Annotated in this window: 20 protein-coding genes; 9 read left to right on the top strand and 11 right to left on the bottom strand. The window is 72.3% G+C overall.

What is annotated here, in order from left to right:
• Positions 1-14 precede the first annotated feature (14 nt).
• The gene (rfbD, locus tag ACFVN3_RS16040) at positions 15-869 is read right to left on the bottom strand and encodes a dTDP-4-dehydrorhamnose reductase (RefSeq protein ID WP_378233916.1); all 855 of its coding nucleotides are present in this window, start codon (positions 867-869) and stop codon (positions 15-17) included.
• 122 nt (positions 870-991) lie between these two features.
• Between rfbD and ACFVN3_RS16035 the strand changes: the two genes are divergently transcribed.
• The 3 genes from ACFVN3_RS16035 (at position 992) to ACFVN3_RS16025 (ending at position 3522) form a co-directional block, all read left to right on the top strand.
• Positions 992-1615: a dTDP-4-dehydrorhamnose 3,5-epimerase family protein gene (locus tag ACFVN3_RS16035; protein WP_378233915.1), complete on the top strand. Its 624-nt coding sequence runs from the start codon at positions 992-994 to the stop codon at positions 1613-1615.
• A gap of 81 nt (positions 1616-1696) precedes the next feature.
• Positions 1697-2518, top strand: coding sequence for a hypothetical protein (locus ACFVN3_RS16030; protein ID WP_378233914.1), 822 nt, complete (start codon positions 1697-1699; stop codon positions 2516-2518).
• Positions 2519-2751: 233 nt separating this feature from the next.
• Entirely contained in the window at positions 2752-3522 is a 771-nt protein-coding gene (locus tag ACFVN3_RS16025; protein ID WP_378233913.1) for a hypothetical protein, read from the top strand.
• A 78-nt stretch (positions 3523-3600) separates the two neighbouring features.
• On the opposite strand, the gene rfbB is transcribed toward ACFVN3_RS16025, so the two are convergent.
• The 3 genes from rfbB to ACFVN3_RS16010 form a co-directional block, all read right to left on the bottom strand.
• Complete coding sequence (gene rfbB / locus ACFVN3_RS16020) at positions 3601-4596, bottom strand: dTDP-glucose 4,6-dehydratase (protein ID WP_378233912.1); 996 nt, start codon at positions 4594-4596, stop codon at positions 3601-3603.
• A gap of 97 nt (positions 4597-4693) precedes the next feature.
• Entirely contained in the window at positions 4694-5647 is a 954-nt protein-coding gene (locus ACFVN3_RS16015; protein WP_378233910.1) for an NAD-dependent epimerase/dehydratase family protein, read from the bottom strand.
• Entirely contained in the window at positions 5644-6651 is a 1008-nt protein-coding gene (locus ACFVN3_RS16010; RefSeq protein WP_378233909.1) for a glycosyltransferase, read from the bottom strand. Before ACFVN3_RS16010 ends, ACFVN3_RS16015 begins: the two co-directional genes overlap by 4 nt.
• A gap of 119 nt (positions 6652-6770) precedes the next feature.
• Between ACFVN3_RS16010 and ACFVN3_RS16005 the strand changes: the two genes are divergently transcribed.
• From ACFVN3_RS16005 to ACFVN3_RS15990, 4 genes are all read left to right on the top strand, one after another.
• Positions 6771-7301 (top strand): GtrA family protein, encoded by a 531-nt coding sequence (locus ACFVN3_RS16005; protein WP_378233908.1) that lies wholly within the window; start codon positions 6771-6773, stop codon positions 7299-7301.
• Positions 7298-8143: a glycosyltransferase family 2 protein gene (locus tag ACFVN3_RS16000; RefSeq protein ID WP_378233907.1), complete on the top strand. Its 846-nt coding sequence runs from the start codon at positions 7298-7300 to the stop codon at positions 8141-8143. Before ACFVN3_RS16005 ends, ACFVN3_RS16000 begins: the two co-directional genes overlap by 4 nt.
• Positions 8144-8215: 72 nt before the next feature.
• Positions 8216-8797, top strand: coding sequence for a hypothetical protein (locus tag ACFVN3_RS15995; protein WP_378233906.1), 582 nt, complete (start codon positions 8216-8218; stop codon positions 8795-8797).
• A complete protein-coding gene (locus ACFVN3_RS15990; protein WP_378233905.1) occupies positions 8794-11136 on the top strand; it encodes a hypothetical protein in 2343 nt (780 codons plus the stop codon). The genes ACFVN3_RS15995 and ACFVN3_RS15990 overlap by 4 nt, the downstream gene beginning before the upstream one ends.
• Here ACFVN3_RS15990 and ACFVN3_RS15985 read toward each other — a convergent pair.
• From ACFVN3_RS15985 to ACFVN3_RS15970, 4 genes are all read right to left on the bottom strand, one after another.
• Positions 11120-13372, bottom strand: coding sequence for a hypothetical protein (locus ACFVN3_RS15985; protein ID WP_378233904.1), 2253 nt, complete (start codon positions 13370-13372; stop codon positions 11120-11122). The two genes, ACFVN3_RS15990 and ACFVN3_RS15985, sit on opposite strands and share 17 nt — an antisense overlap.
• A 25-nt stretch (positions 13373-13397) precedes the next feature.
• Positions 13398-14585, bottom strand: a complete 1188-nt coding sequence (gene glf, locus ACFVN3_RS15980) for a UDP-galactopyranose mutase (protein ID WP_378233903.1) — start codon at positions 14583-14585, stop codon at positions 13398-13400.
• A 164-nt stretch (positions 14586-14749) separates the two neighbouring features.
• On the bottom strand, positions 14750-15586 hold the full coding sequence (locus ACFVN3_RS15975; protein ID WP_378233902.1) for a glycosyltransferase: 837 nt from the start codon (positions 15584-15586) through the stop codon (positions 14750-14752).
• Positions 15583-16569 (bottom strand): glycosyltransferase, encoded by a 987-nt coding sequence (locus ACFVN3_RS15970; protein WP_378233901.1) that lies wholly within the window; start codon positions 16567-16569, stop codon positions 15583-15585. The genes ACFVN3_RS15975 and ACFVN3_RS15970 overlap by 4 nt, the downstream gene beginning before the upstream one ends.
• Before the next feature lie 145 nt (positions 16570-16714).
• Between ACFVN3_RS15970 and ACFVN3_RS15965 the strand changes: the two genes are divergently transcribed.
• Both ACFVN3_RS15965 and ACFVN3_RS15960 read left to right on the top strand, forming a co-directional pair.
• Positions 16715-18007 (top strand): LCP family protein, encoded by a 1293-nt coding sequence (locus tag ACFVN3_RS15965; protein ID WP_378233900.1) that lies wholly within the window; start codon positions 16715-16717, stop codon positions 18005-18007.
• Between the two features lie 4 nt (positions 18008-18011).
• Positions 18012-19463: an LCP family protein gene (locus ACFVN3_RS15960; protein ID WP_378233899.1), complete on the top strand. Its 1452-nt coding sequence runs from the start codon at positions 18012-18014 to the stop codon at positions 19461-19463.
• Positions 19464-19490: 27 nt separating this feature from the next.
• Here the strand turns inward: ACFVN3_RS15960 and ACFVN3_RS15955 are convergent, their stop codons facing one another.
• From ACFVN3_RS15955 to ACFVN3_RS15945, 3 genes are all read right to left on the bottom strand, one after another.
• The gene (locus ACFVN3_RS15955) at positions 19491-21584 is read right to left on the bottom strand and encodes an acyltransferase family protein (protein WP_378233898.1); all 2094 of its coding nucleotides are present in this window, start codon (positions 21582-21584) and stop codon (positions 19491-19493) included.
• Between the two features lie 173 nt (positions 21585-21757).
• Positions 21758-22297: a 5-(carboxyamino)imidazole ribonucleotide mutase gene (purE, locus tag ACFVN3_RS15950; RefSeq protein WP_378233897.1), complete on the bottom strand. Its 540-nt coding sequence runs from the start codon at positions 22295-22297 to the stop codon at positions 21758-21760.
• Positions 22294-23535, bottom strand: a complete 1242-nt coding sequence (locus ACFVN3_RS15945) for a 5-(carboxyamino)imidazole ribonucleotide synthase (protein ID WP_378233896.1) — start codon at positions 23533-23535, stop codon at positions 22294-22296. The genes purE and ACFVN3_RS15945 overlap by 4 nt, the downstream gene beginning before the upstream one ends.

Raw genomic sequence — 23535 nt, 5'->3', positions numbered from 1 at the left:
CCGGCCGGGAGCCCCTACGCCCGCGCGCCGGGGAGCACTGAGGCCGCGGCGGCCTCCCATCGCGTGCGCCAGTCTCCGATCGGCACCACCCCGGCTCGCTCGAGAGCTCCGTGGGAGAGCACGGAGTAGGCGGGCCGCGGGGCCGGGCGGACGAAGGCCTCGCTGGTCGTGGGGCTCACCGCGGCGGCGTCGGTCCCGACCTCGAGCGCCACCGCGCGGGCGAACTCGTACCAGGTGCACGACCCGGAGGAGGTCGCGTGGTAGGTGCCGCCCGGCGCTCGGGAGTCGACGAGCGCGGCGACGACGTCTGCCACGTCCACCGTCCAGGTCGGCTGGCCCACCTGGTCGTCGACCACGGAGACGGCGCCACGCTCCCGGAGCAGACGCGCGATCGTCCCGGGAAAGCTCTGCCCGGCCGCACCGTAGAGCCACGCCGTGCGGACGACCAGGTGGTCGGGGCTCGCGGAGCGGACAGCCCACTCGCCCGCCGCCTTGGTGCGCCCGTAGGCCGACACCGGGCGGATCGGGGCGCCCTCGACGTACGGTTCGTCCGCCGACCCGTCGAACACGTAGTCCGTCGAGACGTGCACCATGCGCGCACCGACCGCAGCCGCGGCGGTGGCGAGGTTCGCGGCGCCGACCGCGTTGACCGCGAAGGCCTCCGCCTCGTGCGTCTCCGCGCCGTCCACGTCGGTCCAGGCGGCGCAGTTCACGAGGACGTCCCCGGGCCGGAGGATGTCCCGGCACGCAGGTGCAGAGAGGATGTCGAGGTCGTCGCGGCCGAGCGCCACCACCTCGACGTCGGAGCCGAGACCCGCGACGACGTCCGTCCCCAGCATCCCAGCGGCCCCGGTGACCAACCAACGCATCCCTGTCCTCCTGTTGTCGACGGCCTCACAGCGTAGCGTTCGACCCGGACGAGCCGGTCCACGGGCCCCGCCGCCGCGTCGCGGTCTATCATCGTGTGTCCTCGAACGAACGGAGAGTCCTGGTGCAGGTGGAAGAACTGCCGATCGCCGGAGCATGGTCCTTCACCCCCACCCAGCACGGGGACGATCGTGGCCTGTTCCTCGAGTGGTTCAAGTCCGAGCTGTTCGCCGAGGCGACCGGCCGGGACCTGGACCTTCAGCAGGCGAACCTGTCGGTGTCCGCGGCCGGTGCGCTCCGTGGCGTGCACTTCGCGGACGTCCCGCCCGGTCAGGCGAAGTACGTGACCTGCCCCCGTGGCGCCGTGCTCGACGTGGTCGTCGACATCCGCCGCGGTTCTCCCACCTTCGGGCGCACCGCCTCGGTGCTGCTCGACGACGTCGATCGCCGTGCGGTGTTCCTCTCCGAAGGGCTGGGGCACGCGTTCCTCTCGCTCGAGGACGGGTCGACGGTCACCTACCTGTGCTCCGCGCCGTACGCCCCCGGACGGGAGCACGGCATCAACCCGCTCGATCCCGCGCTCGGGATCGAGTGGCCGCGGCACGGTCGCGACGGCCGCGAGCTCTCGTTCGAGCTCTCCCCCAAGGACTCCGCAGCGCCGACCCTCGCACAGGCCGAGGCAGCCGGTCTGCTCCCGGACTGGGCAGACGTCCAGCAGTATCTTCTCGGCCTTCGCCGCTCGCGCTGAGCGGGCACGGGGCCCACGGAGACCGAACCTGCGACGGTGGTGCCGAGCAGCCCCGTCGCGGCCCTATGCTGTGCTTTCGCTGTGACGAACCCGGCAGCCGGCCGGGAGCGCAGCCAGGACCCCAGGCAGGCACTCGTGCACCACGTCCTCCGACGCACGCTCGCGTCGATCGTCACCCTCCTCACCGCCGGCATCGTCGCCGTCGCGGCCGCTCCGTCCGCCTCGGCACAGTCCGACGGCGTCTACAGCGTCCCCTACTCGGGTACGCTCTTCTACCACTCCCACGCTGGTCAGTACCACCAGCCGATCAACTACCAGGAGTGGGTCGACCTCGGTCGCCCGACCCCTCGACCGGCCCCCACGAGCTTCGTCAAGTACCCGTGGTCGTCGACCATCTACGCGGTGACGTTCTTCGACAGCGCCTCCTACCAGTGGGAGTGGAAGAAGCTCACCTACGCCGAGTGGTCGAGGGCGGGCAAGCCCACCCCGCGCTCCGCCGGGTGGATCGAGGGCTCGTTCTACTACCAGTGGGGCACGAACTCCTCGGAGGTCTTCGTCTACCTCGACGAGGAGACGCACAAGCTCACCTTCAACCAGTGGACCGCGGCCGGCTCGCCGACTCCGGAGGTCCTGTCCGACGCCGGGTTCTTCAAGCTCACGTGGAACTCGACGATCGTCTACTACGACTCGATCGCCAACCAGGACGTCTACTCCGTGACCCCCGCCTGGTGGAAGTCCGAGGGGTCGCCCACCCCGCGGAGCGCACGCATGCTGCCCGGTGACGAGGTCTGCTCGACGAGCGGCTCGCCGAGCCTCTACTACCGCGGCTGGAGCTACTCCGGCTGGCTCACGCTCGACCAGTGGCGCGCGGCCGGCTCCCCCGCACCGACCTGCACCGTCTAGCACGGACGCTTCCCGACCCACCGGCAGCGGGCCCGAGACCGACGTCTCGGGCCCGCTGTCGTTCGTCGCCGGTCGGGCCCCGGCAGCTGGCCCGACGACGCGCCGCGGGACCAAGGTCCCGGGTGAAAAGGGGGTCGGAACAGCGTGCTCGACGGGCCCGCCCTCCTATGCTGGCCACTCCTCGACGATCTCGGTAACGGACCGGGAGCGCGGGCGACTCTCCAGGCAGGGCCATGAACACCATCCTTCGGCGCACTCTCGCGTCCGTCCTCGCGCTCCTCACCAGCGGCACGATCGCGCTCGTGACCGCGTCGCCCGCGGCGGCGCAGCCCGACGGCTTCTACAGCGTGCCGTACTCGGGGACCGTCTATCGCCACTACCACGACGACGCCTGGGGCTTCCACTACCCCGTCACGTTCCAGGAGTGGGTCGACGCCGGTCGGCCGACGCCCCGGGCCGTCCCCACGAGCTTCGTCAAGTACCCCTGGTCGTCGACCATCTACGCCGTGTCGTTCTTCGACAACGCCTCCGACCAGTGGGAGTGGAGAAAGGTCACCTTCTCCGAGTGGTCTCGCGCCGGGAAGCCGGCGCCGCGCACCGCTGGATGGATCGAGGGATCGACCTATCACCAGTGGGCGACGTCGTCCGAGGTCTTCGTCGAGCTCGACGGCCAGGTCCACCGGCTGACGTTCAACCAGTGGAAGGCGGCGGGATCGCCGAGCCCCCGCGTCCAGGCCGACTCGGGATTCATGAAGCTCTCCTGGAACAGCTCGATCGCCTACATGCTCTCGATCGGCGGCGGGCAGGGGTACCCGGTGAACCTCGCCGAGTGGCGGGCCGAAGGCTCGCCGACGCCGAAGACGCAGCGCATGCTCCCTGGCGACTACGTGTGCTCGTACTCGTGGACCGACGAGCTGTGGTACGACGGCAGCAGCTACTACGGCGCGCTCAGCTACGAGCAGTGGAAGGCTGCCGGCTTCCCCAGCCCTGTCCCCTGCGGCTGAGCCGCACGACGACGAAGGCGGCGCCCCGGAGCTGCCGACAGCTCGGGGCGCCGCCTTCGTCGTCCGGCGGTCGTGCCGCTACTGGCCCACCGCGGCGTACTTCGCCTCGACGGCCTCCTTCGAGGGCCGCCACCAGGACTCGTTCTCGCGGTACCAGCGGACCGTCGCCTCGAGGCCGGACCGGAAGTCGGTGTACCGGGGCTCCCAGCCGAGCTCCTCGCGCAGCTTGGTCGAGTCGATCGCGTACCGCAGGTCGTGGCCCGGGCGGTCGTTCACGTGGTCGAAGTCGTCGGCGTCGCGGCCGAAGATCTCCAGCAGGGTCCGTACGACCTCGAGGTTGGACTCCTCACCGTCCGCGCCGATGAGGTACGTCTCCCCCGGGCGGCCCTTCTCCACGATCGCCCAGACCGCGGCGTTGTGATCCTCGACGTGGATCCAGTCGCGCACGTTGAGACCCGCGCCGTAGAGGCGAGGACGCACGCCGTCGACCAGGTTCGTGATCTGCCGCGGGATGAACTTCTCGATGTGCTGGTACGGGCCGTAGTTGTTCGAGCAGTTCGAGATCGTCGCCTCGATGCCGAACGACCGCGCCCAGGCACGGACCAGCAGGTCGCTCCCGGCCTTCGTGGACGAGTACGGGCTCGACGGGTTGTACGGGGTGGTCGGCGTGAACTTCGCCGGGTCGTCGAGCTCGAGGTCGCCGTAGACCTCGTCCGTCGAGATGTGGTGGAACCGCACGCCGTGACGACGCACGGCCTCGAGGAGGGTGAAGGTCCCGACGACGTTCGTCTGGACGAACGGCGACGGGTCGTTCAGGGAGTTGTCGTTGTGGGACTCCGCGGCGAAGTGGACGACGAGGTCCGACTCGCCGACGAGATCGTCGACCAGCGCGGCGTCGGTGATGCTGCCCTCGACGAAGGCGATGCTGTCGGCCACCGGAGCGAGCGAGCTCCGGTCACCGGCGTAGGTCAGCGCGTCCAGCACGGTGACGTCGTGCTCGGGGTGCTCGCGCACCGTCTGCTGGACGAAGTTGGCACCGATGAAGCCGGCACCGCCGGTCACGAGGACCTTCATGGATCTCTCCTAGGCGTTTCTGGACGGCTGCCCTGCGGGCGGGTGGGCACGGCGAACCAATCTAGCCGATCGCGACCGCCGGGTTCGTCGGGTCTGGTCACACCGGTCCGCGAAGCCGCAGCGAGCGGCCGATGTCCTCGCCCGTCACGGCGATCCCGACGGGCAGCGGTGTCAACGGGCGCTCGTCGAGGTCGGGCCACACGACGGAGCGGAACCGCAGGTCGCGCGCCTGCCGAGCGCCGAGGGGTGAAGCCGCCAGCACCGCCTGAGGCTTGCGCTTGTAGATCGCGCGGAGCACCCCGATGATCGCCGCGATCGTCACCGAGGACTGCGACGCGAGGATCTTCGTCACCGGTGCCGAACCCGGCTCGTGCGAGGCGGCACGGGCGACGACGTCGAGCACGAGCTCCGCGCAGTCGTCGACGTAGATGTAGTCGCGCAGGGTGTCCAGCGAGACGTAGATGCCGATCGGCCGCGCGAGATGGTGCGCCAGGCAGAACTGCGAGATGAGGCCCTGCGGCTTGGCCAGGTTCTGCCCGGGGCCGTACAGGTTGGAGATCCGCCCCAGGACCACCCGCACCCCGCCGGCCGACAGCTCCGAGAAGATCTGCTCTGCGAGCAGCTTCGCCCGACCGTAGGCCGCGAGCGGCGCGGGGGTCGACAGCTCGGTGAACGGTGGGTCTGCCGCGCCCGCGTAGAGCCCGCCGGCCGAGGACGCGAAGAACAGCGTGCACCGGGCGAGATGTTCGGCCGGTCGGCTCTCCATGTCGGCGACGAACGCACGCATGACGTCGGTCTCGGCCCGCAGCGCCTCGTCCGTCGAGGCGGTGACGCCCGCGCCGGCGCACCACACGACGCTCCAGCCGCCATCACCCGCCAGTGCGACCACCTGGTCGACCGCGCGCGCGAGATCCCGCGCGGCGACGTCCGGCACCGCCCAGTCGACCTGGGCGGCGACGACCGGCAGGCCGCGCGCGGCCGCACTCCGCCGGACCGCGCTCCCGAGGAGTCCTCGCGCACCGACGACGAGCATCGGGGGGCCCGCTGTCACCGCGTGCGGCCCCCGCGGCCGAGCGGACCGCGAGCCGGGTCGGAGACGATCAGGTAGAGCGGTCGACCCATCGCCATGTTCACCGCGACGCCGATGTACTCGGCGATGATCCCGAGCGCGAACAGGATCGCACCGGTGCCCAGGAGGACGACCACGATGAGCGACGTCCATCCCTCCGCGACGGGGCCGCCGACGATGCGCGAGATGGCGAGCACGATCGCGACGACGATCCCGGCCACGCCGCACAGCGCACCCAGTCCGCTGACGATCCGCAGCCCACGCGTCCCGCTGGACAGCACCATCCGCCAGAAGTGCGAGAGGAGTCGGCGCAGCGAGTAGCCCGACCGCCTCTCCCCCTCCTCCCGCAGAGTCACCGGAGCGGTCGCGATCTTGCCGCTGACCCAGCCCAGGGCCACGTCGAGATAGACGTTCGGGCCGGCATAGGCTGCCACGGACCGCCCGATCTCCCCGAGCACCAGACGGTAGCTCTGGTAGAGCGACGTGTCGGAGCTGCCCGCGAGCGCCTCGATCACGCGCTTCGAGCCCCGCGACGTGACGTTGCGGAACGCGCTGTGCGGCGGTTGGTTGGTCGGCCTCCCGTAGACGACGTCGGCGCCCTCGCGGAGCGCCGCGTCGAGCAGCCCCATCATCTCCGCGGGGTCGTGCTGACCGTCCTCGTCGAGCGTCACGATCCAGTCGCCGCCCGAGGACGCCATGCCCGCCAAGGTCGCCGCGTGCTGCCCGAAGTTGCGGCTGAGCCAGACCGGTCGCACGAACTCGTACCGCGAGGAGAGCGTGCGGATCGTCTCCGCCGACCCGTCGGGCCCGTGGTCGTGGACCAGGAAGACCTCGGCCACGACGGCGTCGGCCCCTTCGGGGGTGACGAACGGCGTGGTCAGGCCCTCGAGCTCCTCCAGCAGAGCGGGGAGCGTCCGCTCACCCTGGTAGACCGGGACGACTACCGATATCCGGTGCGGCGCAGCGGCCGTGCCTTCGTTCGTCACGCTGGAGACTATAGTCGTTGGGTCCCGCGTCCTCGTCAGGCCGCGGGGCTCCTGCGCACCGCCCACCCCGGGCCGCCACCCACCGCACGCCGTGAACGCGAGAAGAGGACTGCCGCTCGATGGTCATGGACCCTGAGCCTCCGACGAGCGAAGACAAGCCGATGCAGCCCCCGGCGGGCATGCAGGGCACGCTGGGCCCCCTCTTCCGGATCGTCAAGGACCAGCGTGTCGCGTTCCTCATCGTCGGCGGCTTCAACACGCTCCTCGGCACCTTCTGGTTCATCTTCTTCGAGCTGCTCCTGCGCGACCACCTGGGCGCGTACGGGTACATGGCGAGCCTCGTGTGCGCCCACGTGGCCGCCGTGCTGTGCGCCTTCGTGCTGTACCGCAAGTTCGTCTTCCGCGTGACCGGGCACGTCTGGCTCGATCTCGCGCGGTTCGAGGTCGTCAACCTGGCCGCGCTCGGCGTGAACATCGTCGCGCTGCCCTTCGTGGTCGAGCTTCTCGGCCTCGCCCCCATCCCCGCCCAGCTCCTGATCACCTGCGTGACGGCGCTGATCAGCTACTTCGGCCACAAGGGGTTCTCCTTCCGCCGCAAGAAGCCCACGGCGGACCTGCCCCCGAACGCCGCCGAGGAGTCCGAAGCATGAGCCCGCGCGTGTCCGTCGTCGTCCCTGCGTACAACAACGGCGACTATGTCGAGCAGACCTTGCGCTCCGTGCTCGACCAGACCTACACGGACTTCGAGCTCGTCGTCGCCGACCACGCGTCGCAGGACGACACCTGGGACCGCATCCAGCCGTTCGCGGACGACCCTCGTGTCCGGCTCGAGCGGACCGAGGCCGGCGGCGGTGCGCGGCGCAACTGGAACCGGGTCAGCGAGCTGGCCCGGGGCGAGCTCATCAAGCTCGTGTGCGGCGACGACCTGCTACGACCGACGATGCTCGCGGAGCAGATCGAGGCTCTCGACGCCGCGGGCGACAACGCGGTGATGGTCGCCTCCCAGCGCGACCTGGTCGACGCGCGGGGCGACGTCTTCCTCCGGAGCAGAGGTCTCGACGCGCTGGACGGCGTCGTCTCCGGCCCCGCCGCCCTGAGGGCGACCGTGCGCTCCGGGACGAACATCTTTGGCGAGCCGGCGTGCGTGCTGCTGCGTACCGACGCCCTGCGGGCTGCGGGCTGGTGGCAGGACCTGCGCTACTACATCGACGCGGGTTCCTACGCCCCTGTCATGGTCACGGGCGACGTCGTGGCACTCCGACGCCCCCTCGCCGCGTTCCGTGTCAGCGCGAGCCAGTGGTCCGTCCGCCTCATGAAGGCGCAGGCGGAGGAGGCCGCGGAGTTCCACCGCCTCGCGCAGCGCCTCGCACCCACCGAGATCAGCGACTCCGACGTCCGGCGGGGAGACCGCATGGCCAAGCTGGTCGCGCTCCAGCGACGCGCCGCCTACACGGCCCTCGGCAAGCGCATGCGGCCGCTCCCCCGCGACTGACCTGCAGTCACCGCTCGCCGACCGGGCGGCCTTCCGCGCGCCGAAGCCCGTGCGCGCGGTTAGCGTCGAGTGGTGCCGACGTGGACCCGTTCCCTCGTCCCGCTCGCGGTCGTCGCCGCCGTGGCCGGGGCCTCGTCATGCTCGGCCCCGCCCGCGCACGACGGCACCGCCGCGCCCGCGAGCACCACGACCGCGCCTGCCTCGACTCCCTCGGCACCGCTCGCACCTCGTCCGTCGTCGGCGACGACGACCTCCGCCGACGCGTCCGAGCCCGCCGACCTCACCGGTCCGGCTCCCCGTCTCCCGGACGACCCGGCGAGTCCCGCGACGACGGACGCCCCGCCGCGCGCGTCGGGCGACGACGTGCTCCCCGTCATCGCGTGGGCCGGAGTCGACGGCGACCGGGTGGTCGTCAACGCGTACGTCCCCGTCCTCGAGCAGGGAGGCGCCTGCACGCTCGTCCTCACGCACGGTACGGACGCCGCCGAGGTCACGGCAGCCGCCGAGCCTGACGCCGAGGTCACCTGGTGCGCGCCGCTCGAGATCGCGGTGACGGACCTGAGGAGCGGAGCCTGGGAGGCACGGGTCGGGTACGCGGGCTCGGGCTCGGGCAAGGCGGGATCCTCCGCCGTGACCACGGTGAGCGTGCCATGACGTCGGGCTCGCGGGCGCGCACCCGGTCACCGAGGTCGTTGCCCCGGTTCCTCGTCGCGTGCGTCGCGGCGATCACCACCGTCGTCGCAGGAACCGCTGGGCCGCTCCCGAGCGCGGAGGCTGCGAACGCGTCGGACTTCGTCCCCGGCCGGCTCGTCTCCGACGCGGTCTTCTACGACTACCAGAGCATGACCGAGGCAGAGATCCAGTCGTTCCTCGACGCGCGCGGCAGCGCCTGCGTCGCCGGGGAGATGCCGTGCCTCAAGGACTTCCGGGAGACGACGAAGACCCGACCGCTCGAGGTCGGCCTCTGCTGGCAGTACACGGGCGCCAGCAACGAGTCCGCTGCCCGGATCATCCGCAAGGTCGCGACGGCGTGCGAGATCAACCCTCGCGTCCTGCTCGTCACGCTCGAGAAGGAGAACAGCCTCGTGGGGCGCACGCGGCCCACCGCGAAGTCCTACCAGACGGCGATGGGCTTCGGCTGCCCGGACACCGCACCGTGCAACACGGAGTACTACGGGTTCTCCAACCAGGTGTATCGCGCCGCGCGGCAGTTCCTGGTGTACAGGGCGAACGCCACGCGCTACGGCTACCAGGCGGGCCGGACGAACACCATCGGGTTCCATCCCGACGCGACCTGCGGGAGCTCGCAGGTCTACATCGAGAACCAGGCGACGGCGGCCCTGTACATCTACACGCCCTACCAGCCGAACGCCGCCGCGCTCGCCAACCTGTACGGTTCCGGTGACCGCTGCTCGACCTACGGCAACCGGAACTTCTGGCGGATCTTCAGCGACTGGTTCGGCGATCCCACCGCCGGACGCGCGCTCGTCCGCACCGCGGACGACGACCGCGTCTACCTGCTCGTCGGCCAGGAGAGGCACCACGTCGCCGACTTCTCGCTGTACCAGACCCTGCGGGCGCGGCTCGGCGCCGTCGGGGTCGTCTCGCCCGCGGCCCTGCAGAAGTACGCGGACGCGGGACCCATGAGTCGGGTCGTGCGTGATCCCGGGGACGGGGCGCTCTACTGGCTCGCGAACGGGATGCGTCACCGGTTCCCCTCGTGCTCGACCGTCACCGCCTGGACCGGGGCGTCGTGCGCGTCGTCGTACGTCGACCTCACGACCCGGCAGATCGGTGCCTTCCCGCAGGGCGCGCTCCTCGGGACGACCGTCTCCGCCGACGGGCAGTCCTGGGCCGTCTCAGGCGCGCGACGCCACGAGATCCTCGACGAGCGCTCGCGCACGGCGGCGGGCCTGCCCCCTGTGCAGGCCACCGTCGCGGGCGCCGTCGTCGCACCCGTGCCCGTCGGTGCCCCCGTCGTCCGCGACGCGGTCGTCGCGACGGACCGGGCGTCCGGCGCAGCGTGGCTGCTCACCGGCGGCAGCAAGACGGCGGTCCCGGCGGACCTGCTGACGACCACGCCGTTGCGTGACCTGGTCGCAGGCAGGCTCTCGACCGCCTCGCTGTCGCTGGTCCCGGGGAGCGCCACGCTGTCCCCCGTCCTGGTGGGTCCGGGAGACGCCGTGCACGTCCTCGGGACGAGCGCGGCCTGGCGCGTCCCGTCCTCGACGACGACGGGACGGCCCCGGACCGTCGTCCCGCAGTCCGTCCTCGACGCCCTGCCGCGGCAGACCTCCGTCCAGGACAGGACCGTCTTCTTGCAGGAGGTCGGACAGCCGAGGATCTGGGCGGTGCAGGACGGCGGCCGGCGAGCCGTCGCCCGGTGGACCGACCTCGTCGCCGCCACGGGGACGTCGCCGGAGATCATCTCCGTGCCGGGCACGACCCTGCGCGCGTTCCCGGAGCTGGGGCCCACGCTCGACGTCGGTTCGCTCGTGAAGAACCCGACGTCGCCCCGGGTCTACGTCGTGGACGGCTTCTTCGCCCTCGTCCCGGTCGAGTCGTTCTCCGACACGCGGTCTCTGGGACTCGGGACCCAGGTCGCCACCGTCCCGGCGAGCACGCTCGGTGCCTACCGGGCGACCACGGCTCCCCTCGCACCCGTCGTCGACTGCCCGACCGTCCGAGGCCTCGGGATATCGGGCGCGGTGCTCCGTCGGGCCTCGACCGCGATCGAGCCCGCGACGCTCCCACGGACGACGCTGACGTCCGGGACGTGCACCACCCTGGCGTGGTCGTCCGCCCCGCCCGTCAGCGGACCCGTCTTCGTCAAGGGCAGCGCGCCGACCGTCTACGTGCTCGACGACACGCACCGGCGGGCCGTGGGCGGCTGGGCAGAGCTCATCGCCCTCAACGGCGGACAGTCGCGACCTGCGATCGTCGTGCTGAACGACGCCGCCCTGGCGAGGATCCCGCTCAGCCCGGTCGGCTGACCGACGGCCTGCCGGCCTCGACCGCCCCCGCCGTCGGTCCGCGCCGGCGCCGCGAGACCGCCGCCGTCACCCCCCAGGCCGACGCACCGGCGAGGGCGATCGCGAGCGCCGCCAGGCAGGCGTACCAGGCGGGAGGCGTGAAGGTGACGCTCACGGTCTCGCCCTCGGACGCCGCCGGGACGTCGATCGTGAGGAGGTAGCCGCGCAACGACTCCCCCTGGGACGCGCCGACGACGTCGTAGCCCGGCCAGTCCAGCCGGGAGAGGACGACCTGACCACCGTCCGCCGGGACCGCGTCGACCTGGAAGGTGACGCTCCGTGAGTCGGTCTCCACCTGCGAGAGCACGGTCCCCGGCGCCGTCCACACGACGCCGCCCGCGCCCTCGACCGGTTCGTCGCGGACCCACACGGCACTGACCTCGTCGCGCGTCACCTCGGTCCAGCCCTCCGGCACCGAGGCGTCCTCGTAGGGGTCGGCCTGCCCTTCCTGCGGCGCGCCAGGACGCGCCAGGATCTGCACCGCGTTGACCGACAGGAGGTCGAGCACGGACCGTCCCGTCGTGGGGTCCTCGGCGAACAGCGTGTCGAAGACTTCCCAGCAGACCACCCCGTGCGCGTCCATGCAGAGCTCCTCGCTGAACGCCCGGTGGGCGATCGGCGAGTAGACGTTCACGACGTCGGCGTCGTTGAGATACCACGCGTTGGCGTACAGCGTGCTGCGCCACCACTCCCCGTCGAACGTCGGTCTCCCGACCACGAGGACGTCTCCGTCCACCCCGGGAAGGGCGTGGGAGTAGTCCGTCCGCGACTCCGGCAGCCCGAAGTCGGGAAGCGGCGACCGCGGGAAGAAGTAGTGCTGGGCCGTCGTGACGAGGAGCGTCCCCAGGATCACCACGGCGACGAGCGACCACGAGCGACCGTCTCGGGCCAGCACGCGCAGGACGAGCACGACCCCGGCAGCGGCGAGGACGGCCCCGAGCCCGATGACCTTCCACCAGCCCGGCGACTCGAACCAGGCGAAGGCTGCGCCTCCGACGACGAGCGCCAGGGAACCGACCAGGCGACCACGGCTCGGCCTGACGGACGCTCGGCTCAGGAGCATCCCCAGCAGGACGAGCAGGACCAGCGACAAGTAGGGCAGCACCCGGCCGGGGAACCGGAGCGGGCCCATGTCGCTGGGACCGAAGGCGAGGAACGCGGCCGCCGCGCCCACCGCCAGGAGGCCCGCCGACGACCGCAAGAGGGGGCGGGCGCGGCTCGGGGAGACGAGGACGACCAGCGGGAGCACCCACGCGACGTACATCAGCGGAGCCGCCACCGGCACCGCCCAGAAACCGGTCAGCCAGGGCTGCGCCAGCGGCGTGCCTGCGGTCGCCAGCCCGGAGAGGTCGGGAGACATGAAGTTGGTGTTGAAGATCGAGTCGTCCCCCCGTGCCGTCACCGGTGCGGTGAGGACGCCCGGCAGGTACACGGCCAGCGCGACGAGGCCGAGGAGGGCCCCCACACCCAGCACCCGGAGGGAGTCACGCCAGCGCCGCGCCAGCGCGCCGTCGAGCAGGGTCGCCGCGATCACGACGCAGAGCATGAGCGTGCCGTGGACGTACCCGACCGTGATGAGGACGTAGCCGAGGACGAACGGGACGACGGGGTTGCCGTGGGCGAGCAGCGTGCGCCGAAGACCCCACCACACCCACGGGAGCAGCGCCCACACGAAGAGGGCGGTGACCCACGAGGCCGCGTCGACGTACAGGGTGAACCCGGTGAACGGCAGCAGCACGGCGACGACGGCCGACCAGGGTCGTGACCCGCGGTACGAGCGCACGAGGAGGTAGGCACCGCCGCTCGAGATCGCCAGGAACGCGATCTTGACGACCGTGCTGACCAGCACGGCGTCGCCCACGCTCGCGGCGAACAGGCCGATCAGCCAGACCACGGGGTTGAACAGCCCCCACTGCCCCTCGGCGACGTAGTTCCCTGCCATCCACCGGGAGGGCTCGAAGAAGGGGAGCTCGCCCTGCAGCAGGTGCCCGCCGAGCTGGAACCAGATCGGGTAGGCGCCGGCCTGCGTGTCGTCGGCGAAGTAGAAGCGCGGCTCGAACAGGAGCGGCACGAGGGCGAGGACCACGACCGTCGCGACGGCGGCGAGCGCCCATCGCGGATCCCGCCCGGTCACCGGCTCGACGCGGACGTCGTCCGTCGGGGACTGCGCCACGCCGTGCGTCGACGTGGCGCTCATGCGACCCACCGCCCCCGTGCCGCGATCACGCGTCCACGCCCCCGCTCTCCAGGCTCGCGCCCCGCGAGAAGTGCGGCGCGAGCTTGTTGTCGACCATCGACAGCGCCGAGCCGATCGCCATGTGCATGTCGAGGTACTTGTACGTCCCGAGGCGTCCGCCGAACAGCACGTCCTTCTCGCCGGCGGCGAGGTCGCGGTACGCCAGGAGGCGCTGCCGGTCGGCCGCCGTGTTGACGGGGTAGTACGGCTCGTCGGACTTCTCCGCGAAGCGCGAGAACTCCCGCATGACGACGGTCTTGTCCGTCGGGTACTCGCGTTCGGGGTGGAAGTGGCGGAACTCGTGGATCCGCGTGTACGGGACGTCGGCGTCCGCGTAGTTCATGACCGGGGTGCCCTGGAAGTCCCCGACCGGGAGGACCTCCTCCTCGAAGTCGAGGGTGCGCCAGGAGAGGTCACCCTCCGCGTAGCCGAAGTAGCGGTCCACGGGGCCCGTGTAGACGACGGGGACGTTGCCGACGACGTTGCCCTTGCTCACCGGCTGGGACTCGTCGAAGAAGTCGACGTCGAGACGGACCTCGATGTTCTTGTGGTCCGCCATGCGCTCGATCCACGCCGTGTACCCGTCGACGGGCAGGCCCTCGTGGGTGTCGTTGAAATAGCGGTTGTCGTACGTGTAGCGCACGGGCAGGCGCGAGATGATCGACGCGGGAAGGTCCCGGGGGTCGGTCTGCCACTGCTTCGCGGTGTACTCACGGATGAACGCCTCGTACAGCGGTCGCCCGATGAGGGACACGCCCTGCTCGTCGAGGTTCTCCGGCTTCTTGCCCCCGAGCTCGGCGGAGAGCTCCTTGACGAGCGCGCGAGCCGCGTCCGGGCCGTGCGCCGACCGGAAGAACTGGTTGATCGTGCCCAGGTTGATCGGCATCGGGAAGACCTCGCCCCGGTGCGTGGTGTACACCCGGTGGACGTAGCTCGTGAACGCCGTGAACCGGTTGACGTACTCCCACACGCGCTCGTTGGAGGTGTGGAAGAGGTGGGCACCGTACCGGTGCACCTCGATCCCGGTCGTCTTCTCGGCCTCGCTGTAGGCGTTGCCGCCGATGTGAGGACGGCGGTCGATCACGAGGACCTTCCGGCCGTGCTCCTCGGCGACCCGCTCAGCGACGGTCAGGCCGAAGAAGCCCGATCCCACGACGACAAGATCCGCGTCCACTCATACTCCTCGGTAGGGATGACAACCGGAACAGACTAGCCGTCCGCCCACGCGTCGAACCCTCCCCGCCCCGGGTCCGTGCGTTCGCCGTCGAGAGTTCACCTCCCGGTCGCCCGCCGGTCGCCTCTGCTCACGACGGCGCTCGTCCGAGGAGGTCCGGGACGTCATCCGGAGCGTCGCAGGCGGATCCACGTCCGGTAGAGCGAGCGCCGTGCCGACTCGGGAACCAGGCGGTAGCCGCCACGGACCGCGACGTTGCGCGCCGCCTGGCCGAGAGTCGTGAAACCCTCCCGGCGGAGCCGTCGCTGGAGCTCGAGCTCGGAGCGCAGGAGCCGGCTCCCCCCGCGACGGGCGTAGGCGCCGGCGCCCACCCGGTAACGCACCAACGGCTCTGCGACGTTCGCCATCCGTGCGCCGTGGGCCACGAGACGTGCGAAGAGCCAGTAGTCCTCCATGAGCGGCAGGTCCTCGTACCCCCCGACCGCCTCGACGACCGAGCGGCGGTAGACGACCGTCGGATGGTTGAAGGGAGAGGCGAACCGCGAGGTCTCGGCGATCTCCTGGGCGCTCAGCGGCGGTACCCGTACGAGCCCCTGCGCGTCCCCGTCGAGGTCGCTCCCGAACTCCTCGATGGCGGAGCCCACGACGTCCAGGCCGCCGGCGACGAGCGGCACCTGCACGGCGAAGCGACGCGGTCGGCTGACGTCGTCCGCGTCCTGGCGCGCGACGATCTCGTACGAGCACGCAGCGAGCCCCGCCTCGAGAGCCAGCGCGAGCCCGACGTTCTCCTCGAGGTCCACGCGCACCACCGGGACCGCGCTCCGGGAACCCAGCTCCGCCAGGGTCTCGGTCAGCTCTGCACCGACCGGGCCGTCCCGGACGATGACCACCTCGGACGGACGCAGCTCCTGGTCGTCGACGACCGACCGGAACGAGCGCCGTACGTAGTCCGGCCGATCACCCCGATAGACGGGAAGCAGGACCGAGAACGGCGCGCTCACGCGGTCGCCCGGCCTCGGGCTCCGTCGAGCCTCTCCACCGGACCACGGTCGACGGTCGCACCGCGCAGGACGTCCGCGTTGGGGCGCGGAGCACGGAGCACGCCGTCGCGCAGACCGCGTGCGCCGCTGCGCACCAGGACGTCGCGGCGGTTCGACCGCCGCAGCGTGCGCGCCCAGCGCCTCAGGCTCGCTCCGCCGTACAGCAGCCGCTCCCCGGGGGCGAGGGACGACGACCTCGTGAGCATCCAGATCTTGTTGCGCACCTCGTAGTAGAAGCGCTCGCCGGGGTCTGCGTCGGTCGCGCCGAACGTCTTCGTCCGGTGCTCGACCACGCTCCCGTGCACCGCGAGTCCGGTGCCTCGCCGCAGCAGGCGGGCCGAGTACTCGAAGTCGTCGTTCCAGATGAAGTAGTCCGCGACCGGCAGCCCGTGGAACCGGACGGCACGCGCGTCGACGAGCATCGAGACGAACGACGATGACCGGACCGGGGTCGCTCCGGCGGCCCGCGCCGCGGCGAGCTGGGAGGGCGACGCGCCCGGTCGGGTCCGCGGGGTGTTCATCGGGTGGTCGCGACCGTCGTGCCAGACGACCCTGCTCCCGAGGATGGCCACGGGGCCGTCGTACTCGTCCCGCGCCCGCAGCAGCGCCGAGAGAGCACTCCGCGTCGGGATGGTGTCGTCGTCCATCAACCAGACGAGGTCGGCCTCCATCGCCTCGACCGCGTGAGCGATCCCGGTGGTGAAGCCGCCGGCGCCTCCGGTGTTCTCGTCGAGGGCGAGGACGGTGGCGCCCACCGGATGCTCGGCGGCGGCGTCCTTCGACCCGTCGTCGGAGGCGTTGTCGACGACCAGGACGGCGTCGAGCGGGCGGTCCTGCGCGGCGAGCGCGTCGAGCGCCTCGACGAGGAGCTCGCGGCGGTTGTAGGCGACGACGACGGCGACGACGCGCGGGCGCATGGCGGAGGTGGAGGACGATCCAGGCACGCGGAGAGGTTATCGCGTGGGACCGGGCGCCGAGACGAGCGTCGGGGCGCGGACGACCCGACGGCGGGCGCCGACACAACTCCTCCACGCGGTGGGCGCCCGCTGCTCGCCGCGAGGCCGCACGGCGCGCCTATGCTCGTTCTCCGTGACCTCCCGTACCCGCGCCGAGAACCGTGCCGCGGCGGCCGACAGGCCGTCGCGCGGCCCGGCGCACGCGCGGGCGATCAGGACGCACGGGGTAGCGCGCGCCGTCGGGCTCGTCACCACGGCGGTGCTCGCTTTCGGCGCGGTGGGCGGAGCCTCTGCCCTGTCGAACATCCAGGGCAACATCGCCCCCTCGAACGCGCTCGAGCTCGTCACGGACCGACCTGAGCCGTCCACCCCGGACCCGAGCGACCCCAACGCCGGGAAGCCGCTCAACATCCTCGTGATGGGCTCGGACGAGCGCGGGGGCGAGAACGGCCACGAGGTCGCGGGCGTCGAGGGGATGCGCTCGGACACCACGATCCTCGTGCACGTCTCCGCCGACCGTTCCCGGGTCGAGATGATCTCGATCCCGCGCGACTCACGCGTCGACGTCCCCGTCTGCCACACGACGAACGGCGAGACCACCGCGCCCGCGAACACGCGCTTCAACGCCGCGTTCGCGAACGGGGCGACCGTCGGCGGGGACATCGACTCGGCGGCCGCGTGCACCACCCAGACGGTCGAGAGCCTCACCGACGTGTTCGTCGACGGCTTCGTCGTCGTCGACTTCGCGGGCTTCCAGAACATGGTCACGGCGATCGGGGGCGTCCCCATCTGCATCCCCGAGGCGATCGACTCGCCCAAGGCCGACCTCCGTCTCGCCGCCGGGATGCAGACGCTCGACGGCGCCCAGGCGCTCGGGTTCGCGCGCGCCCGGTACGGCCTGGGCGACGGGTCGGACCTCAGTCGAATCGGTCGTCAGCAGCAGCTCCTCGCCGCGACGGTGAACCAGGTCCTCTCGAAGAACGTGCTCGCCGACCTCGGCCAGATCTACGGCTTCGTCGACGCGGGGACGAAGTCGCTGACCATGAGCGACAACCTGTCGTCGATCCCGAGCCTCGCCGGGCTCGCCTTCAGCCTCAAGGGCGCGACGAGTGGCAACATCACCTTCATGACCGTCCCGAACACGGCAGACCCGCAGAATCCCGACGCAACGGTCGTCTGGACCCCGGAGGCCGACGAGCTGTGGGCAAAGGTGCGCGCCGACGAGCCGGTCGTCGCCCCGTCGCCGGAAGGGCCCGCGTCCGACACCGGTACGGACGCCGCCACCGATGCCACCGCTCCGTCGCCGGGCACCGAGGAGGCCTCCGCGGGGAGCGGCGAGACCGCGCCGGAGCCGGCTCCGGTGAAGACGAAGGAAGCCGGCAAGGAGGCGTTCTCCGCCGCCGACGAGACCGCGCAGTGCGGGTGACGCCATGACCGACCCGTCGCGCGACCCCCGGTCGCTCCCCCCGAGCTTCACGCCCCAGGGCGGCCGCGCGCCGCGGCCGTCGTCCGTCGACGACGCGATCGCGGTGGGCAACAGCGGGCGCGCCCAGGGCCGGTCCCGCCCCGCGACGCCCGACGACGCCGTGCGCCTCGAGCCACGCATCAAGCGCCAGTCGTCCCGCGAGATCCCCGTGACCCCCGCACGCAAGGGCACTCCCCCGCCGGCACCTCCCGCGCGCGGCGCCCGCCCGCGGGCGAGCGCCGCGGCGTCGGCGCTCCCGCCGTCGGTCACCCCGACCCGCCAGCCCCGCCAGGCGACGTCGACGCCCCCGCGCGTCTCGTCGTCGCCCCACGCAGGCGCCCAGGCCGTGCCGGCGACGACGCGGAGCCGTCCGGGCGCCGCGCCCCGGCCGAGCGCCGACCGGGCCGGCGGCGGGAGCGGGCGACCGCCGTCGGGCACGGGCGCGCCGCGGACCGGCGGGGGCGGCTTCCGCGTCCGCAAGGGTCGCGTCGTCGGGCTGGTCGCGTGCGTCGTGATCGTCGCGCTCCTCGCGTGGCCCGTGGGCCTGCTGATCTGGGCCAACGGCAAGATCCAGCACGTCGAGGCTCTCTCCGGCGCGCCCGGCACCCCCGGCAACACCTACCTCCTCGCCGGCTCGGACGCGCGCGGCGAGGGCATCAGCGAGGACGGCACCGAGGGCGCGCGCACGGACACGATCATGGTCCTGCACGCCCCTCCGAGCGGTCCGGTCGCCCTCATCAGCCTGCCGCGCGACACGTACGCGGAGATCCCCGGCAACGGCGCGAGCAAGCTCAACTCGGCCTACTCGTGGGGTGGCCCGCCGCTGCTCGTGCAGACCGTCGAGCAGCTCACCGGCCTCACGGTCGACCACTACGTCGAGGTGGGGTTCGGCGGGGTCGAGGGCATCGTCGACGCCGTCGGGGGCGTCGAGCTGTGCCTCGACTACGACGTGGACGACCCGAGGAGCGAGCTCGTCTGGACGGCGGGGTGCCACGTCGCCGACGGCCACACCGCGCTCGCGTTCTCGCGGATGCGCTACTCCGACCCGAAGGGCGACATCGGCCGCGCCGAGCGCCAGCGCCAGGTGATCGGCGCGATCAGCTCGAAGGCGGCGAACCCGAGCCTCCTGTTCCGCCCCGGCGACCAGGTCTCGCTCCTGGACTCGGGCCTCGGGTCGCTCACGGTCGACCAGAGCACAGGCATCTTCGACCTGGGCAAGCTCGCCCTCGCGTTCCGCAAGGCCAACGGACCTGAGGGCATCACCGGCACGCCGCCGATCTCGAACCCCGACTACCGCCCCGGTGGCAACGTCGGGTCGACGGTGCAGCTCGACCCGGAGACCGTCGGGCAGTTCTGGGTCGACGTCCGCGACGGCAAGCTGTCGCCAGGACAGGTCGGCGGGCTCCCGACGGGCTGACGCCCGCCGACGGCGTCGGCCGCCGGCTCACCACCAGCCGAGGAGCGGGCCGAGCCGTTCGTCGAGGACCGGGACGGTCGACATCGTGTACGTCCGCGTGAGGTGGTGGTCGTCCCGGTAGACGACGCGTCCGCCTTGGACGAAGGGGCACGTCTCCTCCGGGCACAGGAGGTCGTCGAGGTCGAGGAACCGCACGTCCGCCCCGGCGTCCGCCAGCCGGACCCGGGTCGTCGGGTCGACCTCGTCGAGGACGTCGGCGCGCTCCACCGCACACTCGGTGGTCTCGCTCGCCGAGGCGAGGCACTCGACCGCCGACGACGCGAGCCACGGGTTGTCGCGGAGGCCGACGACCGTGATACCTGCGCGGTTGAGCCGCTCCCACGCCGCGACGTAGGCCCCGGGCACGATCTCCCGGGTCGTGGCGCCGTCTCCCGCCGGGCGGGTCGAGGTCGTGAGGACCACGTCGGGCTTCCTCTCCTCGAGCTCGTCGAGGGCGTTCTGGGTCCAGTCCTCGCACGTCGGGTCCGCCTCGACCCAGATCTCCATCCCGTCGGTGCCGTCGAACAGGGAGCAGCCCCAGCGGATCATCGAGTCCACGCGGAAGCCTCGCTCTTCGCCGACCGCCGCGACCGCGTCGATCCACTGCTCGGCGTGGGAACCACCTGCCACCATGACGACCCGGTCCGCGTCCAGGTCCCCGTAGGAGCACACCGTCACGTTGGCGTCCCCGCCGGGAGTCCCACACCCCTCGAACACGGCACGGACCTTGTCCTCCCCCGCCGCGAGCAGGTCGGGGATCGGAGCCACCGACTCGTCCGTCGCGTAGAGGAACGGCTCGACGACGCTCATCGCACCGGGATGCGTGCGCAGGTCTCCGCCGCCCTCGCCGACGTCCGCGCGGACCGACGCGACGTAGCCGAGCCACGCCAGGGGCACGACGGCGACCGTCACCGCCGCGGTGACGGCGAGCGGCCGCCGTGGTCGCACGACCGCTCGACGGTGCTCGACGCGCGCGGCGTCCCGCCACCGATCCTCGACCAGGTGCTTCGTCCCGACCGCGAGCAGGGCCGAGAGGACGAGCACCCCGGTGCCGGCGAGCCAGCCGACGGGCCGGTCCCGGAGCACGACCACCATGACCAGCACCGGCCAGTGCCAGAGGTAGAAGGCGTAGGCGTAGGACCCCGCCCGCGCCAAAGGCCCCCAGGCGAGAAGGCGCGTCACCCCGGTCGGGGTTCCGGTCCCGGCACCCGCGAGCATCACCAGGCTCGCGCCCGCGAGGGGCACGAGAGCCGCCGGGCCGGGGAACGACGCCCCGCCGTCCACGATCACCCCGGTGAGGAGCACGACGGTGACCCCGACCCAGCCGACGAGCCCGGCCCATGGCCGCGGCGTACGGGTCCGGACGAGCGCGACCGCCAGCACGGCACCCAGCAGGTACTCCCACGCTCGCGCGGCGGTGTCGTAGTACGCGGCCTGCGGACGGGCTGCGACCGAGACCGCGGCGTACACGAAGGACGCGACCGTCGCGGCGACGACGACGGCCAGGACCACACGCGACCTGTCGATCGCACCGGCCCGACCGGCGAGCCGCCACACGGCGAGAAGCAGCAGCGGGACCCCGACGTAGAGCTGGCCCTGCACCGACAACGACCAGACGTGCTGGAGCGGGCTCTGCGTCACGTCCGCCGCGCCGTAGGCCTGCCCCGAGCCCGCGAGCCACCAGTTCTCGAGATGGGCGAGCGACGCCAACGACTCGGACGCCACGTCGTCCCATCGGGTCCGGGGCAGAAGGAGCGCCGAGGCCGCGAGCACGGCCGCGACGACGACCAGCAACGTCGGGAGAAGCCTGCGCGCGAGCCGTGGGAGGTACCGGCGCAGGTCAGGTGGTGCGCCTCGCTCGAAGGACCTCAGGAGAGCGCCCCCGACGAAGAACCCGGAGAGGAGGAGGAAGACGTCGACCCCTCCGGAGACGCGGTGCACCCAGACGTGGTAGACGGCGACGAGCAGGACGGCGAGCGCCCTCAGCCCGTCGAGGTCGGCGCGACGGACGGACGGGCCCACGCTCGTGACCCCGGTCCGGACGTCGGGGCGGGCATGGCGCGGAACGGACGTGACGCTCACGTGGAGCACCGTGACCGCTCCCCGCCGGGGCGGTCGTCGACCTCACCCTGTCGCAGGCAGATCTGCTCGTACCGGGGTGGTCTCACGGGCCGACACGGTAGGTCGCCGCGATGACGGCGCGGCAGACGGTCGGTGAACGACGGCCGACGCGCACACGACCGGTTGCTCGGTCGTCAGGCGCCGAAGCCCGTGCGCTGCTCCCCGGCACGCGAGGCACGCAGGCGTGCGCCCTTGGCGCGCGCCTGGTCACCGAGGTCCACCTGGAAGGCGACCATCCTGTCCCGCAGGCGCGCGGCGTCGTCGTCCGTGCCGGCCGCGAGGATGCGCGCGGCGAGCAGTCCCGCGTTGCGCGCCCCGCCGACGGAGACCGTCGCGACGGGGACGCCCGCGGGCATCTGGACGATCGACAGGAGCGAGTCCATGCCGTCGAGGTGACGCAGCGGCACGGGGACGCCGATCACCGGCAGCGGCGTCACGGCGGCGAGCATGCCCGGCAGGTGGGCCGCTCCCCCGGCGCCGGCCACGATCACGCGCAGGCCGCGCTCGGCGGCCGTGCGCCCGTACTCGATCATCTCGACGGGCATGCGGTGGGCGGAGACGACGTCGACCTCGACGGGCACGCCGAACTCGGCGAGCGCGTCGGCCGCGGCCTCCATGACGGGCCAGTCGGAGTCCGACCCCATGACGATGCCGACGACAGGGTTCTCGCTCATGCTCGCTCCTCGTTCGGGGTACCCTCGGGGTCCTCGCCCCGCAGGATCGCGGCCGCGGCCAGGGCCCGACGCCGGACCTCGTCCAGGTCGTCGCCGCTCACGTTCACGTGCCCGAGCTTGCGCCCGGGGCGCACGCCCTTGCCGTACAGGTTGACCTTGGCGTCGGGGAAGGCGGCGAGGACGGCGGGCAGCGCGTCGGTCAGCTCGGCGAGCGTCGACCCGAGCACGTTCGCCATCACGGTCCAGGGCGCCGTGGCCGTCGTGCCGCCGAGCGGCAGGTCCAGCACCGCGCGCAGGTGCTGCTCGAACTGGCTCGTCACCGCGCCGTCGATGGTCCAGTGCCCGGAGTTGTGGGGGCGCATCGCGAGCTCGTTGACCAGCACGCGCGGCCCGTCCTCGCCCGCGACCTCGAACATCTCGACCGCGAGCACCCCGGTGACTCCGAGGCCCTCGGCGATCCGGACCGCCGCGTCGCGTGCGCGCTCCGCCTCGGCGTCGGTGAGCCCGGGCGCGGGTGCGATCACCTCGGCGCACACGCCGTCGCGCTGGATCGACTCGACCACGGGCCAGGTCCGGACCTCGCCCCGGCCGTCGATCCCCCCGGAGGGCCGACGCGCCACGAGGACCGCCAGCTCGCGCGTGAAGGGCACCTTCTCCTCGACGAGCAGCTCGGGGCCGCCCGCGGCGGCCGCCTCGATCCACTCCGCGACCTGCTCGGGGCCGCCCGCGGCGACCGACACGACGCGCACGCCCTTGCCGTCGTACCCTCCGCGCGCCGTCTTCACGACGGCCTCGCCCCCGACCTCGGCGAGGAAGTCCGCGAGAGCGGCCCGGGCGGCGTCGGGCGCCGTGGGGAGCGCCGCCCAGCGCGGGCACGGCACGCCGAGCTCGGTGAGCCGCCGCCGCATGACAATCTTGTCCTGCGCGTGCACGAGCGCGTCGGGTCCGGGTCGCACGGGCGTGCCGTGCTCGAGGAGGTCGGTGAGCAGCGCGTTCGGGACGTGCTCGTGCTCGAAGGTCAGCACGTCCGCCGGGGCGGCACCCGCGGGGGCGATGAGGTCGCGGATCGCCGCCTCGTCGGACGCGACGCCCACGGGGGCGTCGACCACGACCTGGGCCGCGGACGAGTCCGGGGCCTCGACGAGCACGCGCAGGTGCACGCCGAGCTCTCCGGCCGCGGGGGCCATCATGCGTGCGAGCTGTCCTCCGCCGACCACGGCGATCACTGGGGCTGCCAC

It is taken from the genome of Cellulosimicrobium sp. NPDC057862 (assembly GCF_042797035.1).
Lineage (GTDB): Bacteria > Actinomycetota > Actinomycetes > Actinomycetales > Cellulomonadaceae > Cellulosimicrobium.
This window is presented reverse-complemented; position numbering and strand designations above follow the sequence as displayed.

Coding starts and splice junctions, on each gene's coding strand:
- rfbD (WP_378233916.1), bottom strand. CDS start 869: ATGCGTTGGTTGGTCACCGGGGCCGCTGGGATGCTGGGGACGGACGTC.
- ACFVN3_RS16025 (WP_378233913.1), top strand. CDS start 2,752: ATGAACACCATCCTTCGGCGCACTCTCGCGTCCGTCCTCGCGCTCCTC.
- rfbB (WP_378233912.1), bottom strand. CDS start 4,596: ATGAAGGTCCTCGTGACCGGCGGTGCCGGCTTCATCGGTGCCAACTTC.
- ACFVN3_RS16005 (WP_378233908.1), top strand. CDS start 6,771: ATGGTCATGGACCCTGAGCCTCCGACGAGCGAAGACAAGCCGATGCAG.
- ACFVN3_RS16000 (WP_378233907.1), top strand. CDS start 7,298: ATGAGCCCGCGCGTGTCCGTCGTCGTCCCTGCGTACAACAACGGCGAC.
- ACFVN3_RS15990 (WP_378233905.1), top strand. CDS start 8,794: ATGACGTCGGGCTCGCGGGCGCGCACCCGGTCACCGAGGTCGTTGCCC.
- ACFVN3_RS15985 (WP_378233904.1), bottom strand. CDS start 13,372: ATGAGCGCCACGTCGACGCACGGCGTGGCGCAGTCCCCGACGGACGAC.
- ACFVN3_RS15960 (WP_378233899.1), top strand. CDS start 18,012: ATGACCGACCCGTCGCGCGACCCCCGGTCGCTCCCCCCGAGCTTCACG.
- purE (WP_378233897.1), bottom strand. CDS start 22,297: ATGAGCGAGAACCCTGTCGTCGGCATCGTCATGGGGTCGGACTCCGAC.